The sequence below is a fragment of the Blastococcus sp. SYSU DS0828 genome, assembly GCF_054050975.1.
On record NZ_JBJHAK010000022.1, the window covers coordinates 17375 to 32002 of the forward strand.

Sequence of the window (14628 nt, forward strand, 5' to 3'; positions counted from 1 at the left end):
GGCGGTGTGCGAAGGTGGCTCGCCCACCGACCGTCGGAGGCGCTGACGGGAGGACCGCGGTGACGCAGGGCTACCGCGCACCGGTGCCCCAGCGGGCCATCGCCCGGGGCTTCCGGCACCCGGGGCGGGTCATCGCCGGAGCGTTCCTGCTCGCGATCGCCGTGGGCACCGCGCTGCTGTCGCTGCCGCTGGCGACGCCGGGGCCCGGCCGCGCCGACCTCCTCACCGCGCTCTTCCACGCGACCTCCGCCGTCTGCGTCACCGGGCTGGTGACCGTGGACACCGGCACCTACTGGTCCGGCTTCGGGCAGGCCGTCATCCTGGGGCTCATCCAGGCGGGTGGGCTGGGGATCATGACCCTGGCCAGCCTGGTCGCGCTGCTGCTCTCCCGGCGGCTGGGTCTCCGCGCACGCCTGATCGCGCAGGCCGAGACCAAGTCGTTGTCGGCGGCCGACGTGCGCCGGGTGATCGTCCGGGTCGTGCTGTTCAGCCTCGCCGGCGAGGCGGTGGCGGCGGCGGTGCTGACCACCCGGTTCGCCCTCGGCTACGACCAGCCGGCCCCCGCAGCCCTGTACAGCGGGGTGTTCCACGCGATCTCGGCATTCAACAACGCCGGCTTCGGACTCCACGCGGACAGCCTGGTGCGCTACGTCGGCGACCCCTGGGTGAGCCTGACGATCGCGGCGGCGGTCATCGTCGGCGGCTTGGGCTTCCCGGTCGTGTTCGAGCTGGTCCGGTCATGGCGCCGGCCGCGGACCTGGTCGGTGCTCACCCGGATCACGGTGATCGTCACGGCCGCGCTGCTCGTCCTCGGCACGGCCGGCTACCTGCTCGCCGAGTGGCGGAACCCCCGGACGCTCGGTCCGCTCGGGTTCGGCGACACCGTCATGGCGGCCTTCGTCGCCGGGGTGATGCCGCGCACGGCGGGGTTCAACAACCTCGACATCGCCGCGCTGCAGCCGGAGACGCTGCTGCTCACCGACGCGCTGATGTTCATCGGCGGGGGCAGCGCCGGCACCGCCGGCGGGATCAAGGTGACGACGTTCGGGTTGCTGGCCTACGTGCTCTGGGCGGAGCTGCGCGGGGACGTCGACGTCGAGGTGGGCCGCCGCCGGGTGCCCCCGACGAACCAGCGGCAGGCGCTGGCGGTGGCGCTGCTCGGCATCGGGGTGGTCACCGTCGCCACGTTCGCGATGGAGGCGCTGACCGACTTCTCCTTCGAGCAGGTGCTGTTCGAGACCGTCTCGGCGTTCTCCACCGTCGGCCTCTCCACGGGCATCACCGCGGCCCTGCCGCCGGGCGCCCAGCTGCTCGTCGTCCTGCTCATGTTCGTCGGCCGGATCGGCCCGCTCACACTGGCCTCTGGCCTGGCCCTGCGGGACCGCGCCCGGCCCTACCAGCTCCCCGAGGAGAGGACCATCGTTGGCTAGTCACAGGGACCCGGTCGCCGTGATCGGGCTGGGCCGGTTCGGCACCGCCCTGGCCACGGAGCTGGCCGGCGGCGGCACCGAGGTGCTGGCGATCGACCACCGGCCGGAGATCGTCCAGCGGCTCTCCGGCCAGCTGGGGCAGGTGGTCGTCGCCGACGGCACCGACCTGGACGCACTGCGGCAACTCGGTGTGGGCGAGTTCCGCCGGGTGGTCGTGGCCATCGGCACCGACCTGGAGGCCAGCATCCTGACGACGTCGCTGCTGGTCGAGCTGGAGATCGCCGACATCTGGGCCAAGGCCCTGAGCAGCCAGCACGGCAAGATCCTGGAGCGGATCGGCGCCCACCACGTGGTGTTCCCCGAGCACGAGATGGGCGAGCGCGTCGCGCACCTGGTCTCCGGCCGGCTGCTGGACTGGGTGGAGCTGGACCCGCAGTGGGTGTTCGCCAAGACGAAGCCGCCGCGGGAGATCGTCGGGGTGCCGCTCGGGGAGACCGGGCTGCGCAGGCGGCACCGGGTCACCGTGGTGTCGGTCAAGCCGGAGGGCGACGAGGCCTACACGCACGCCGCCGTCGACACGGTGCTCACCTACGGCTCGACGATCGTGATCGCCGGCCGGCCGCGGGATGTCGAGCGGTTCGTCGACCTGCAGTGACCCCCCGGGTCAGCCGCTGCCGTAGGTGATCAGGCCGACGGCGAACAGCGGCAGCGCCACGAAGAGGAAGACCCCGAGCGCCGTCAGCGGCTCGTCGCCGCCGGACTCCTCCTGGCCCGGCCCCTGGCCGAGGAAGGCGCGCGCCTCGGCGGTGGCCAGGCGGGGCGCGAGCGTGCCGCCGACGAGCGCCAGCAGGCCGGCGACCACCATCAGCGAGAGCGCAAAGCGGCTGCGGAACCCCTCGTCGGCCACCACCGCCCACACCCAGCCGGCGACGGCCGCGGCCAGGCCCGCAGCCGCGAGCATGACGACGACCCGGCGGAGCGCGGCGGCGACGGGCACCAGGTGACCCTAGGCAGCGGTGCCGGATTTCCGGCACCGCCGAGTCCCGCGCGCCGCCGTCGAGCAGCCCGTGCACCCCGGGGCACCGGTACGGTCCGCACCATGGCGGAGCCGACGAAGCCCCCGGAGAAGGACTGGCAGCAGGGCACCGGCCTGGCCCTGGGGCTGGCCCTGGGCGCGGGGCTCGGGCTGTCGCTGTTCGAGAACCCGGGCGTCGGCGCGGGCATCGGCCTGGCCGTCGGCGTCGCGATCGACGCCGCCATGCGGCGGAGGACGCGGGACTGATCCGCTGCGGTGACGCCCGGTCGACCCGGGCCGAGGGGTAGCCGGGCACGTCGCGGCAGGTGGAGACGGGGCGCCCGAGTTGCGCCGCGTGATTGCCGGATGGATCTTCCGGGCAGTGCACGCTGCGACTGCCCAGTGGCATCGAGGAAAGAGGTCACCATGCTCGTTCGCCGGATCGCCCGGCCCCTGCTCGCCGCGCCCTTCATCTACGGGGGGATCAGCACGCTGCGCCAGCCGCAGGACCGCGTGCCGGGCGCCACCCCCGTGGTGGAGAAGATCGCCGAGACCGCCGACAAGCAGCTCCCGGTGGAGCTGCCCCGTGACGTCGAGCAGTGGGTCAAGGTCGACGCCGCCATCAAGGTGGCCGCCGGTTCGCTGTTCGCCCTGAACAAGTTCCCGCGGCTGACCGCCATCGCGCTGTCGGCGTCGGTCGTCCCGACGACGCTGGCCGGGCACCGGTTCTGGGAGCACGACGACCCGAAGGAGAAGTTCGGGCAGCTCTCGAACTTCCTCAAGAACACCGGCCTGTTCGGCGGGCTGCTGCTGGCCGCCGTCGACACCGAGGGCAAGCCGTCGGTGGGCTACCGCGCCAGGCGGGCGGCGAAGCGGGCCGCCGACGCGACCGAGAAGAACTACGAGAAGGCCTCCAAGCGCGCCGTCAAGGCGCAGAAGAAGGCCTCCCGCAAGGCCGGCAAGAAGACCGGCAAGGGCGCCCTCAAGGCGCTTCGCTGAGCGCTCCGCTCCCGCCCGCGGCCGCGCTCCGGAGGATCGCCTTCCTCCTGGAGCGCGCCCGCGAGGCCAGCTACCGCGTGGGTGCGTACCGCACCGCCGCGGCGGTGGTCGACGGCCTGGACGAGGCCGAGCTGGACCGCCGCATCCGCACCAACACGCTGAAGGACCTCAAGGGCATCGGCCCGAAGACGGCGACGGCGGTCGCCCAGGCCCACCGGGGCGAGGTGCCCGAGTACCTGGCCGCGCTGGAGGAGACCTACGCCGGGGAGCTGCCGGCAGCCGAGGACGTCGCCGCCTTCCGCGCCGCGCTCAAGGGCGACCTGCACGCCCACTCCGACTGGTCCGACGGCGGCAGCCCGATCCGCGAGATGGCCGAGGCCGCGATCGCGCTGGGCCACGAGTACCTGGCGCTGACCGACCACTCCCCCCGGCTCACGGTGGCCAACGGGCTCTCCCCCGAACGCCTGGAGCAGCAGCTCGACGTCGTCGCCGCGCTGAACGAGGAGCTCGCGCCCTTCCGGATCCTCACCGGCATCGAGTGCGACATCAACGTCGACGGCTCGCTGGACCAGAGCGAGGAGCTGCTGGGCCGCCTGGACGTCGTCGTCGCGAGCGTGCACTCCGACCTGCGGGCCGAGCGCTCGGCGATGACCGAGCGGATGCTCGCCGCCGTCGCCAACCCGCACACCGACGTCCTCGGTCACTGCACCGGTCGGCTGGTCATCGGCCGGAGGCAACGCGACGGGACGCAGAAGCCGCGGCCGGAGAGCCAGTTCGACGCCGAGGCGGTGTTCTCCGCCTGCATCGAGCACGGCACCGCAGTGGAGATCAACTCCCGCCCCGAGCGGCTGGACCCACCGCGGCGGCTGCTGAGCCTGGCGGTGGAGCTGGGCTGCGAGTTCGCCGTGGACACCGACGCGCACGCCCCCGGCCAGCTGGACTGGCAGTACAACGGCTGCGAGCGGGCGGTCGAGTGCGGCGTCCCTGTGGAGCGGGTGATCAACACCAGGTCCGCCGAGGACCTGCTGGCCTGGACCGCCGGCTGATCGGTGACCACGGCGCGCTAGGGAACCTATGCGTATCGTGACGACCACGCGTGTGGTCGGTCTTGTCGCGCACCGTTCACCGGGCGGACGCCCGCCCGCCCGGGAACGTGGGTACACCGGTGCCCGGAAAGTCTCGGCGCCCGCGCGAACGCGCGGCAGATCCGGATGGAGGTGCTCGGAGGTGGCCCAGCCCGTGTCCACCCAGCAGGTCCACGCGCCGGACGGCACACGGCTCGCCCCGGCGCCCGAGCCGAAGCGCCCCTCCGCGCGGCACGTGCACTGGTTCCGCTGGCGCAGCGAGGACGCCTTCAGCGGCTCGTCGCTCTACGCCTGCCGCTGCGGGCAGGTCCGCCCCTCGCTCTGAGGCGCGGGCGCCCGGCTCAGCGGAGGGGCTCCTCCAGCGGCTGCACGAGCTCCAGGGAGTGGGCGTCGTCCGTCCGGCGCAGCGCCCAGTCGGCCGGGAGCACCAGCCGCGGCGCGACACCGATGAGGACGGCGACCAGGAACGCCACCCCGGCCAGCGCCTCGCCGGACTCCTCGACGAAGGTGGCGGTGGCCCGGAGCGAGTCGGGGGCGACGACGGAGAGGGCGGAGAGCCCGACCGCGGCGACGCCGTAGCCGGCCAGGCTGCCGAGGACGCGGCGCCGGTCACGGCGCTCGGTGCGGCTGAGGAAGAACAGCGCCCCGACGACGGCCAGGGCGACGAGGGCGCTGAGGGTGATGGCGGCGGGCCGGCCGACGGCGGCGTCCAGGGCGGTCATCGTGTCGGCGTGCACGGTGCCCCCGGCCTTGACCGAGGCGATGCCGGCCGCGACCAACCCGACGGCCAGCCACCAGGTGCGGCGGCCCGGGTTGCGGGCGGCGCCGGCGACGGCGGCGAGGGCGGCGACGGCGAACAGCCCCGCCACGAAGAGACGGGGCAGGGAGAAGGGCGCGTCCATGGAGAGGGCGCGGGCAGCGGTGCCGGTGGCCCCGGTCAGGCGCAGCAGGAAGCCGGTGGCCATGAGCGCCACCGCGGCGGCGGCCAGCCCGACGCCCACCGGGGGCAGCGGGACGGCACGGCGACGGGTGCGCGCGGCGGCGGGCTGCGGTGCGCGAGCCGGCTCCACCCAGGAGGCGGCCGCGCGCTCGTCCGCGTGCCGGATCGTCCGGCCGATGACGACGCCGAGCACGGCGGCGATCGCCACCCAGACGACCAGTCCGCCGATGATCCACGCCCACCACACACGGCGATCATCGGCAGGCGGGGGGCAGACCTTGACCGATCCGTCCTCCGTGTCGGGGGCGACGGGGCGCGGGGGTCAGCTGAGGCGGCTGAGGTGGTCGCGCAGGGCCTCGCGCCAGTGCGCCGGCCGGAAGCCGGCGGCACGGATCTTCGCCAGGTCCAGCACGGAGTTCAGCGGTCTCGGCGCGACGCCGGTGCGCCCGGCGAAGTACTCGGCGGTGCTCACGCGCCGCACGTCGTCGGCGGAGCGGCCGCGGGCGGTGAAGACCAGCGCGGCGACGTCGGCCCAGGACGCGGGCTCGCCGTCGCCGGTGAGGTTGTAGGTGCCGAACGGCGCCCCCGTGCCGACCAGGTGGCGGATGCCGGCGGCGAGGTCGGCGGCGGTGGTGGGCCGGCCGATCTGGTCGTCGACGACCGAGGGGCTGACCCCACGGTCGGCGAGGCCGGCCATGGTGCGCACGAAGTTGCCGCCCTCCCCCACCACCCAGGTGGTGCGCACCAGCCAGTGCCGCTCGATGGCGGCGGCGCAGGCGTCGCCGTCGGCCTTGCTGCGGCCGTAGACCGACAGCGGCGTGGGCGGGAGGTCCTCGGGGATCGGGCCGGGATGGGTGCCGTCGAAGACGTACTCGCTGGAGAGGTGGACCAGCGCCGCGCCGGCCCGGTCGGCGGCGTGCGCGAGGTGCGCGACGGCGTCGACGTTGACCGCGCGCACCGCGGCCAGGTTCGCCGGGTCCTCCGCGGCGTCGACGGCGGTCCAGGCGGCGGCGTTGAGCACGACGTCGACGCCGGTCCAGTCGAAGGCCTGCACGGCGGCGGCGTCGGTGATGTCGAGCGCGGCCCGGTCCAGCGCCACGGCGCCGGGGAACGCTCCGCGCAGCGCACGGCCGAGCTGCCCGCCGGCGCCGACGATGACGGCCTTCACTGCCCCTGGGCCGCGTACTGCGCCTCGACGCCGTCCTTGAGCGGGCGCCACCAGACCGTGTTCTCCCGGTACCAGTCGATGGTGGCTGCCAGGCCGTCGCGGAAGTCGGTGTAGCGCGGCGTCCACCCGAGCTCGGTGCGCAGCTTCGTGGCGTCGATGGCGTAGCGCAGGTCGTGGCCGGCCCGGTCGGGAACCGAGTCGAAGGCGTCGGCCGGCCGGCCGAGCAGCTCGAGGATCAGCCCCAGCACCTCGCGGTTGTTCTTCTCCCCGTCCGCGCCGATCAGGTAGGTCTCGCCGGAGCGTCCCCGGTCGAGCACCGCGTGGACGGCGGAGTTGTGGTCGTCGACGTGGATCCAGTCGCGCACGTTCTCGCCCGCGCCGTAGAGCTTGGGGCGCAGCCCGGCGAGCACGTTGGTGATCTGCCGCGGGATGAACTTCTCGACGTGCTGGTAGGGCCCGTAGTTGTTGGAGCAGTTGGAGATGGTGGCGTGGATGCCGAAGGAGCGCACCCAGGCCCGCACCAGCAGGTCCGAGCCCGCCTTGGTCGACGAGTAGGGGCTGGACGGGTTGTACGGCGTCTCCGGCGTGAACTTCGCCGGGTCGTCCAGCTCCAGGTCGCCGTAGACCTCGTCGGTGGAGATGTGGTGGTAGCGGACGCCGTGCCGGCGCACCGCCTCGAGCAGCGTGAACGTGCCGACGACGTTGGTCTGCAGGAACGGCGAGGGGTCGCGCAGCGAGTTGTCGTTGTGGCTCTCGGCCGCGAAGTGGACGACGACGTCGCAGCGGGCCACCAGCCGGTCGACCAGCTCCGCGTCGGCGACCGAGCCGTGGACGAACTCGATGTCGTCGCGGACGGGCGCCAGGGACGCCTCGTTCCCCGCGTAGGTCAGCGCGTCGAGCACGGTGACCTCGTACTCGGGGTGCTCGCGCAGCGTCTGGTGCACGAAGTTGGCGCCGATGAAGCCGGCACCCCCGGTGACGAGCATGCGCATCGCCTGCTGAACCTCCGCCGTGGATCGCGACCGGACGAGGACCCCGCCCGGTGCCCGCGCCGCGGCGGGCCGTCGTGCAGGGCATGACGGTAGTCGCCCCAGGGGGTGCTCATCGCCGGTTCCCGGCCTCGGCGACCCCGATCGAGGGAGGCGCCCGCTCGCGCCGGACCTCGACCACATGGCCGCGATACCGATCGGTCACGTAACCGACAGTGAGGCCGGGCCGCGCGCCGCCGCTGTTAACCCGCACGCCACCCGATCCCGGTTCCCCTCGCCGCGAGTTGGGCCGAAGGTGTCTCACGAGGCGAGGAACAGGAGGAGGCGCGTGTCCATCGGCCGGGCGGCGGGAGCGCTGTCGGGACCGCACGCCCTCGTCGCGCCGCACGCCGGCCTCCCCGGGCGCGGGGCGTGGCCGCGCCGCCTGCTGATGGCCGCCCTGCTGTCCCTGGGCGCCTGGCTGCTGCTCGCCGTCTCCGCCGACGCGGCGCGGGCCGACTCCGCCGGCCACACGGAGGGCGACACCTCCGTGGCCGCGCCGCCCGGTCCCGAGGAACCGCCCCCCGACGTCCCCGCGGACCCCCCACCCGACGTGCCGGCGGACCCCCCACCCGACGTGCCAGCGGACCCCCCGCCCGACGTGCCGGCGGACCCCTCGCCCGACGTCCCCGCAGACCCCCCGCCCGACGTCCCGACGGACCCCTCACCCGACGTCCCCGCGGACCCCCCGCCGGCCGGGCCCCCGGCTACTCCCGCCACCCCGGCCGTGCCCGGCCCGACACCGACCACCCCGACCGACGGCGACGTCACCCCGCCCGTGGCGCCGACGCCGCCACCCGCGGAACCGGACGTCACCCCGCCTGCGGCCGACCCGGCACCCGTCGACCCGGCAGCCATCGACCCCGCACCCATCGACCCCGCACCCGCCGACCCGGCACCCATCGACCCCGCACCCATCGACCCCGCACCCATCGATCAGTCGCCGCCGGACAGCAAACCCGTCGACGGCGAGCCCACCGACGAGGAGCCCGCCGGCCCCACCGAGGGCGACCTCACCGAGGGCGAACCCAGCAACGAGGAGCCCGCCGGCCCCACCGAGGGCGACCTCACCGAGGGCGAACCCAGCAACGAGGAGCCCGCCGGCCCCACCGAGGGCGAACCGACCGAGAGCGAGCCCGGCGGCACCGAGCCCACCGAGCCCACCGAGCCCACCAAGGCGGGCACGGAGCTCGCCGGCACGGAGCTCGCCGACACTCAGCCCGCGAACGCCCCACTTCCGGCCACCTCGGCGACGGCGCTGCCGCAGAGCGCGCCGACGCCGGACGCCACCGCGCCGCCGTGCCTCCCCGCCGCCGCGGAGACGACCACGACGGGGGCGGCGGCCTCCGCGTCCCCGTCCGCGCGCGGGGCCGGCACCACCCAGCCGGTCACACCGACCCTCACCGCGACCCCGCAGCCCCCCGGCCCGCCGCCCCCGGCCCCGCCACCGGCACCGGTGCGCCCGCCGGGCCAGCACGGCCCTCCGGCGGCGCCGGTCGCACCGGTGCCCGCGAGCGGCCCGGGCGGCCCCGCGTCGGCCACCGCGTCCGGCAGCGGTGGATTCGGCGCCGGCCACACCGACCACGCGGACTGCGTGCTCGCGGTGCTCGACGCGGGCTTCCCCGCATCTCTCGCCGGCTCGATCCGGACCGCTCGCGGGAACGACGCCGCCCTCCTCGGCCGCGTCGAGGAGCCGGGCGCCAGCCCCGACTGACGGGCGCACGCTCCCCTCTTCGCCCGCCCCGCCGGTCCGTCGATCGGCTCGTCGAACAGTCCATGACTCCGCACGCGCGTCCCGCCCCCGGTGTGCCTCTCTCCCCACCGGGCGCCGGATCGCCGTTCGCACCGCAGGGAACTCACCCGATGAGCAGTGAAGCCATCCCGTCCGAACACCTCACCCACCACCGTGCCGCGCCGCCTCCACGGCTCACGCGGGCCGACCGGCTGCGCGGGGCGGGCACCGCCGCCCGCCGCGCCTGGCGCGGTCCCTACGTCCGCCGCCTGGTCGTGTGGGACGCCGTCTGCGCGTCCGTCGCCGCCGGCAGCGGTCTGCTCGCCCGCTTCCACCCGCCGGACGTCGGTGCCACCAACGCGTCCCTGGCCATCGCCGTCGCCCTGCCCGGCGTCTGGCTGTTCGCCATGGTGGTCGCCCGCAGCTACGAGAGCCGCTACCTGTGGGAGGGGCCGGAGGAGTTCCGCCGCGTCTTCTTCGCCGCCGCGCTGCTGCTGGCCCTGGTGGGCACGGTTTCGTGGGGCCTGAAGCTGGAGGTCGCCCGCGGTTTCGTCGTCGTCGCCCTGCCGCTGGCCACCGCGCTCACTCTCGCCCACCGCCAGGCGCACCGGTCGTGGCTGCGCCGGCAGCGGGCCCGCGGCCGCTTCCAGCAGACGACGCTGCTCGTCGGCCACCGCAACGGCGTGGCCGCGCTCCGGGAGCAGCTGCACCGGGAGGTCGACCAGGGCTACTCCGTCATCGGCTGCTGCCTGCCCGCGCGCTCCGGCACCCGCGGCGGCTCCGTCGGTCTGCCGGTGCTCGGCGGCCTCGACGAGGTGGTCGACGTCGTCGAGCGGTACGAGGTGGACACCGTGGCCGTCCTGCCGTGCCCCGAGCTGGACGGTGCGGCGCTGCGCCGGCTGGGCTGGGAGCTGGAGAAGACGCAGGCCGACCTGCTGCTCGCGCCGGCCGTCTCCGAGGTCGCCGGTCCGCGCATCCGGGTGCGCCCGGTGTGCGGGCTCTCGCTGCTGCAGATGGAGCGGCCCGAGCTGCGCGGCCTCCACCGGCTGGTGAAGGAGTCCTTCGACCGGTTCTGCGCCGTCCTGCTCCTGCTGCTGCTGGGCCCGGTCCTCGTCGTCGCCGGCCTGGCCGTCAAGCTCGACAGCCCGGGGCCGGTGTTCTACCGCCAGGTGCGGGTGGGCCGGGACGGGCACCGGTTCCCGATGCTGAAGTTCCGGAGCATGCACGTCGGGGCCGACCGCCTGGTCACCCGCCTGGCCCCGGTGAACGACGGCAACGGCGTGCTGTTCAAGATGCGGCGCGACCCGCGGGTGACGCGGGTGGGCCGGGTCCTGCGGCGGTACTCGGTCGACGAGCTGCCCCAGCTGATCAACATCCTCCGCGGGGAGATGTCGATGGTCGGCCCCCGCCCGCCGCTGCCCTCGGAGGTCGAGCGGTACGGGGTGGAGATGCACCGCCGGCTGGTGGTCAAGCCCGGCCTGACCGGGCTGTGGCAGGTGAGCGGCAGGTCCGACCTGTCCTGGACCGACTCGGTGCGGCTGGACATCCACTACGTGGAGAACTGGTCCCTGATGCTGGACCTGATGATCCTGTGGCGGACGGTGGGGGCGGTCCTCACCGGTCGCGGTGCGTACTGAGACGCCGAAGGGGCGGGCGCCGCGCGTCTCGCGCGGCACCCGCCCCCCACCGTCGGGTCAGCGATAACCGGGGCTGACGTACCCGATGCCGACGGAGCCGGCCGGGACGAAGTCACCCGACGCGGGCTTGCCCTGCGTGAGGGTGCCGGTCAGGTTCCCGATCGACGGCCACGAGACGACGCCGTTGCTGATCTTCGCGGGGCAGCTGCGGTCATCGGTCTGCGGCCACACGCTGTAGCCCATGTCCCGGCCGGAGCGCGGGTCGAGGTAGACGTTCTCGAGGGCCAGCGGGTAGGTGTTGCAGTCGATGCGGATGAACTGCCCGCCCCGCTCGATCGGGTTCACCTCGGAGCTGCCGACGTTGGTGTTCCGGATGGTGCCCTTGCCGATGGCGCCGAGGTCCTGGCGGACCTGGATGCCCTGGTAGTTGGTCGTGCCGCTGAGCCGGTCGATCCGGTACTCGCGCACCCCGCCCCACGGCTGGAAGACGTCGGCGTGGTTCACCGAGTAGGTGCCGCGCAGGGCCTCCATGCGGACGTTCTGGATCTGCACGGTGGCCTCGGGGGCGTTCACGGCGATGCCGTCGGCCTGGGAGCCCGGGACGTTGCCGTTGATGAGGACGCCCTCGATGTGCACGGTGCCGGTGCACTTGTGCACGTAGATGGCGCGCTGGTCGTCGTTGCCGAAGCGGGCGGTGGGCGCGACGGTGATCTGCCCGCCCATGATGACGGCGTTGCGGCAGTTGGCGATGGTGATCGGCCCGGCCGGGCGGTCGGCGGGCAGCTTGACCAGGACGTCGCCGCCCCGGGCCCCGATGGTCGTGACCGAGTTGCTCGGGGTGACGTTGGTGACCGGGTAGTTCTGCCAGCCGGCCGGCGGGGCCCAGCTGAGGGCGCCGCTCGCGGGAGCGGCGACGGGCTTCGCGGGGGTGGTCGCGGGCTGCGTGGGCGCGGGAGCCGGGGCAGGCGCGGTGGGAGCCGTGGTCGTCGGGCCGGTGGGGCGCGTGCCGGTCCGGGAATCGGCGACCGGGGCCGGCTGCTCGTTCGGGACCGGAGCCTGCGCCTGGGTGCCGGCGGGGGCGGGGGTGTCGACGGCCGGCGGGGCACCGACGGGGGGCTGCGCCGCGGGGCGGGAGTCCCGGGTCTCCGCGGGCTGCGGGGACTGGCTCGCGACGACGTCGGCCCCCTGGTTCTGCACGAGTGGGTAGCTGAGCGGGAGGATGCCGACCAGGGCGAGGGAGAGCTGCGCCAGCCGACGTCGGGAGAGACGCCTGCGGCGGGGCTGGTGGTTTCGCCACTGTCGGTAAGCGGTTCGTGACACGCGACAGAAGGTAGCGTCACGATTACGTAACGCCAAGCCCGATCGAGTGAATTTCTCGGGCTTCGCGCCGAGCCGCCCCCGGTTCTGCTAAGCGACTCGCGGCCCGACCTGCGCGGACACCCGCACATGCGGCGAGAAGAATTTTCGGCAGGTTCTGCCCGCGTCGGACCCGGCCCGCTCGCAGCGGTCCGCCTAGGAAGGTCCCATGACATGGCTGCTGGTCCTCGCGACCGCCTGGATGACGCTGGCCGGCCTCCTGGCGCTCGTCATCGGCCGGGCGGTCCGCGTGGCCGACCGCCGGCAGACTCCGGGCACCCCGCCGGTGCCGGACTTCGTGCCCGCGGAGTGGACGACCTCCCCGATCACCCCGCGCTAGGAACCGGAGCCGGCGCGCCGGCGGAAGCCCAGGACGCCGAACGAACGCCGCGCGGGACGCCCGGGCCGATCCGCCGCCGGTGCGGAGCCACCCGCGGTCGGGCCCTCCTCGCCGGACGGCCGGCCCTCGGCCGCATGGGCACCGCCACGGTCGACGTGCGCGGCGCCCCCCCGGGGATCGGGCACGGCCGCGTCGTGCAGGGACGGGTGCAGCGCGGCCAGCGCGGCCAGCACCGGCAGCAGCGCCTCGGCCACCGCCTGCCCCATCTCCTCGTGACCCTGCAGGGGCCGGCCGATCGGATCGGCGATGTCGTCGTCCTCCCCGCCGCTGCGCCCAGGGCGCGCCGCGGCCAGGGCGGCGACCAGCGCGCGGACCCGGTCGGCGAAGCCGCCCCCCGCGAGCTGCCGGTCGTCGAGCGCGTCGAGCAGCGCCGCGGCCTCCCGCAGGGTGAAGGTGCGCGCCAGGGCCCGGGGCACGATCCCCAGCACGTCGCGGCGGTGGTCGCGGGTCAGGGTGAGGACCAGGTCGGCGTCGGCGACCATCCCGGGCTCCAGTTGACGGGCCACGAACCCCTCGGGGTCCCCGCCCAGCCCGGACAGGACCAGCGCGCTGTGCGGGTGCATCCGCGAGCCGGCGACCGCACGCGTGCCCGCGCTGACCAGCCGGACGTCGGACACCGCCGGCCCGAGGAGTTCGTGCAGGTAGGCCCGCCCCAGCCCCTGCCCCAGGGCCGACCGGCAGATGTTCCCGGTGCACACCAGCAGGACGGTGACGGGGTTCGCGGGCGGATGCGGCTCGGGCACGGCACCCAGTGTGGGCGGTGCGGGCCGTTCCCGGACACCTCCGATGGGGTGGTTGCGCTGCACGGCAGGTCGGTCCGGAACGCCGGGTACTAGGCTCGCCCGCGACACCGGACGCCGGACGGCGCGCCGGGAACCGACACAGCCGGCGTGCCCACGTCTCACACCAGAAGGGGTCAGCATGCCCCGGAGCGGCTTGAACGAGAGCCTCCGACACGTTTTCCAGCCGGCTCACCGCAGGGTCGCCGGCCTGATGCCCCTTCCTCTCCGGCGGCGATACCTGTACCTGGCCGGGCACGGGCGACTGCCGCGGCTCCACGAACCGCAGACGTTCGGCGAGAAGATCAACTGGCGCATCCTCCACGACCGGCGCCCGTTGCTGGCCTGGACCTGCGACAAGCTGGCGATGAAGGACCACGCGGCCCAGGTGCAGGAGGAGGCCGGCATCTCGGTGCCGGAGACCTTCTGGTCGGGCACGGACCTCACCGAGGTGGCCGGCCGGATGTTCGACCGGCCGTGGGTGCTCAAGCCCAACCACCGCAGCGGTCTGGTGCGCTTCGGCGGCGAGAAGGAGACGGTCGACGCCCGGACGATCGCGGAGACGAGGACCTGGCTGCGCGACGACCAGAGCGTCCTGCTCGGCGAGTGGGCGTACAGCGAGGCGCGCCCCCTGTACGTCATCGAGGAGGCCATCGGCGACGGCGTGACGCCGCCCGACGACTACAAGTACCTGGTCTTCGACGGCAAGATCGCTGCGGTGTCGGTCGATACGGGCCGGTTCACCAAGCAGCACTCACGCACCTTCTACACGGCCGACTGGGAACCGCTGCACGTGGCGACCGCCCTGGGCAGCGGCGAGCCCGGCCCGCCGCCGGAGAACCTGGCCGAGCTAAACCACGCGGCGGAGGTGCTCGGCCGCGACTTCGACTTCATGCGGGTCGACCTCTACAACGTCGACGGCACCATCTGGTTCAGCGAGTTCACGCCCTACCCGGGCGGGGGTGTGCTGCCGTTCGAGCCGCCCAGCTTCGACGCCTGGCTCGGGGAGCAGTGGACGCTGCCCGCCCTCGACGACGTCTCGGGCCGGTGAGCCGGGCA

General features: G+C 74.5%; 16 protein-coding genes. 9 read left to right on the forward strand and 7 right to left on the reverse strand.

The features are described 5' to 3' along the window. The first annotated feature begins 59 nt into the window (after positions 1–59). Both ACI79Q_RS16095 and ACI79Q_RS16100 read left to right on the forward strand, forming a co-directional pair. Positions 60–1430 (forward strand): TrkH family potassium uptake protein, encoded by a 1371-nt coding sequence (locus tag ACI79Q_RS16095; RefSeq protein ID WP_456615006.1) that lies wholly within the window; start codon positions 60–62, stop codon positions 1428–1430. Then, a complete protein-coding gene (locus ACI79Q_RS16100; RefSeq protein WP_456588398.1) occupies positions 1423–2085 on the forward strand; it encodes a potassium channel family protein in 663 nt (220 codons plus the stop codon). The genes ACI79Q_RS16095 and ACI79Q_RS16100 overlap by 8 nt, the downstream gene beginning before the upstream one ends. A 9-nt stretch (positions 2086–2094) precedes the next feature. Here the strand turns inward: ACI79Q_RS16100 and ACI79Q_RS16105 are convergent, their stop codons facing one another. After that, positions 2095–2427, reverse strand: a complete 333-nt coding sequence (locus ACI79Q_RS16105) for a hypothetical protein (RefSeq protein ID WP_456615007.1) — start codon at positions 2425–2427, stop codon at positions 2095–2097. Between the two features lie 102 nt (positions 2428–2529). Between ACI79Q_RS16105 and ACI79Q_RS16110 the strand changes: the two genes are divergently transcribed. From ACI79Q_RS16110 to ACI79Q_RS16125, 4 genes are all read left to right on the forward strand, one after another. Continuing rightward, positions 2530–2712 carry a hypothetical protein gene (locus ACI79Q_RS16110; protein WP_456588396.1) on the forward strand — a complete coding sequence of 61 codons (183 nt, stop codon included), beginning with the start codon at positions 2530–2532 and terminating at the stop codon, positions 2710–2712. A gap of 159 nt (positions 2713–2871) precedes the next feature. Beyond that, complete coding sequence (locus ACI79Q_RS16115) at positions 2872–3444, forward strand: DoxX family protein (RefSeq protein ID WP_456588395.1); 573 nt, start codon at positions 2872–2874, stop codon at positions 3442–3444. Beyond that, positions 3441–4490, forward strand: coding sequence for a PHP domain-containing protein (locus tag ACI79Q_RS16120; protein WP_456597042.1), 1050 nt, complete (start codon positions 3441–3443; stop codon positions 4488–4490). The genes ACI79Q_RS16115 and ACI79Q_RS16120 overlap by 4 nt, the downstream gene beginning before the upstream one ends. A gap of 181 nt (positions 4491–4671) precedes the next feature. Then, positions 4672–4854 (forward strand): hypothetical protein, encoded by a 183-nt coding sequence (locus ACI79Q_RS16125; RefSeq protein WP_456613162.1) that lies wholly within the window; start codon positions 4672–4674, stop codon positions 4852–4854. Between the two features lie 16 nt (positions 4855–4870). On the opposite strand, the gene ACI79Q_RS16130 is transcribed toward ACI79Q_RS16125, so the two are convergent. The 4 genes from ACI79Q_RS16130 to ACI79Q_RS16145 all read right to left on the reverse strand — a co-directional run bounded on the left by ACI79Q_RS16130 (position 4871) and on the right by ACI79Q_RS16145 (position 9511). After that, positions 4871–5716, reverse strand: a complete 846-nt coding sequence (locus tag ACI79Q_RS16130) for a hypothetical protein (RefSeq protein ID WP_456615008.1) — start codon at positions 5714–5716, stop codon at positions 4871–4873. A gap of 75 nt (positions 5717–5791) precedes the next feature. Beyond that, positions 5792–6637, reverse strand: coding sequence for an SDR family oxidoreductase (locus tag ACI79Q_RS16135; RefSeq protein ID WP_456615009.1), 846 nt, complete (start codon positions 6635–6637; stop codon positions 5792–5794). Next, positions 6634–7629, reverse strand: coding sequence for a dTDP-glucose 4,6-dehydratase (gene rfbB / locus ACI79Q_RS16140; RefSeq protein ID WP_456615010.1), 996 nt, complete (start codon positions 7627–7629; stop codon positions 6634–6636). The genes ACI79Q_RS16135 and rfbB overlap by 4 nt, the downstream gene beginning before the upstream one ends. Positions 7630–8329: 700 nt before the next feature. Continuing rightward, the gene (locus ACI79Q_RS16145; RefSeq protein WP_456615040.1) at positions 8330–9511 is read right to left on the reverse strand and encodes a Cys-every-fifth RiPP peptide CefA; all 1182 of its coding nucleotides are present in this window, start codon (positions 9509–9511) and stop codon (positions 8330–8332) included. Positions 9512–9528: 17 nt separating this feature from the next. Between ACI79Q_RS16145 and ACI79Q_RS16150 the strand changes: the two genes are divergently transcribed. Next, the gene (locus ACI79Q_RS16150) at positions 9529–11034 is read left to right on the forward strand and encodes a sugar transferase (RefSeq protein WP_456615011.1); all 1506 of its coding nucleotides are present in this window, start codon (positions 9529–9531) and stop codon (positions 11032–11034) included. Positions 11035–11091: 57 nt separating this feature from the next. Here ACI79Q_RS16150 and ACI79Q_RS16155 read toward each other — a convergent pair whose 3' ends face one another. Further along, complete coding sequence (locus ACI79Q_RS16155; protein ID WP_456597000.1) at positions 11092–12354, reverse strand: hypothetical protein; 1263 nt, start codon at positions 12352–12354, stop codon at positions 11092–11094. 205 nt (positions 12355–12559) lie between these two features. Here ACI79Q_RS16155 and ACI79Q_RS16160 point away from each other — a divergent pair, with 205 nt between their 5' ends. Beyond that, complete coding sequence (locus ACI79Q_RS16160; protein WP_456588369.1) at positions 12560–12730, forward strand: hypothetical protein; 171 nt, start codon at positions 12560–12562, stop codon at positions 12728–12730. Here the strand turns inward: ACI79Q_RS16160 and ACI79Q_RS16165 are convergent. Continuing rightward, positions 12727–13533 carry an arsenate reductase/protein-tyrosine-phosphatase family protein gene (locus ACI79Q_RS16165; protein ID WP_456615012.1) on the reverse strand — a complete coding sequence of 269 codons (807 nt, stop codon included), beginning with the start codon at positions 13531–13533 and terminating at the stop codon, positions 12727–12729. The genes ACI79Q_RS16160 and ACI79Q_RS16165 overlap by 4 nt on opposite strands. Positions 13534–13783: 250 nt before the next feature. On the opposite strand from ACI79Q_RS16165, the gene ACI79Q_RS16170 reads away from it, so the two are divergent. Next, positions 13784–14620 (forward strand): ATP-grasp fold amidoligase family protein, encoded by an 837-nt coding sequence (locus tag ACI79Q_RS16170; RefSeq protein ID WP_456615013.1) that lies wholly within the window; start codon positions 13784–13786, stop codon positions 14618–14620. The last annotated feature ends 8 nt before the right edge of the window (positions 14621–14628 follow it).

Bases quoted from the DNA above. Each gene is read 5' to 3' on its own strand.
- ACI79Q_RS16170 (WP_456615013.1), top strand. From the start codon at position 13,784: ATGCCCCTTCCTCTCCGGCGGCGATACCTGTACCTGGCCGGGCACGGG.
- ACI79Q_RS16160 (WP_456588369.1), top strand. From the start codon at position 12,560: ATGACATGGCTGCTGGTCCTCGCGACCGCCTGGATGACGCTGGCCGGC.
- ACI79Q_RS16115 (WP_456588395.1), top strand. From the start codon at position 2,872: ATGCTCGTTCGCCGGATCGCCCGGCCCCTGCTCGCCGCGCCCTTCATC.
- ACI79Q_RS16150 (WP_456615011.1), top strand. From the start codon at position 9,529: ATGAGCAGTGAAGCCATCCCGTCCGAACACCTCACCCACCACCGTGCC.
- rfbB (WP_456615010.1), bottom strand. From the start codon at position 7,629: ATGCGCATGCTCGTCACCGGGGGTGCCGGCTTCATCGGCGCCAACTTC.
- ACI79Q_RS16110 (WP_456588396.1), top strand. From the start codon at position 2,530: ATGGCGGAGCCGACGAAGCCCCCGGAGAAGGACTGGCAGCAGGGCACC.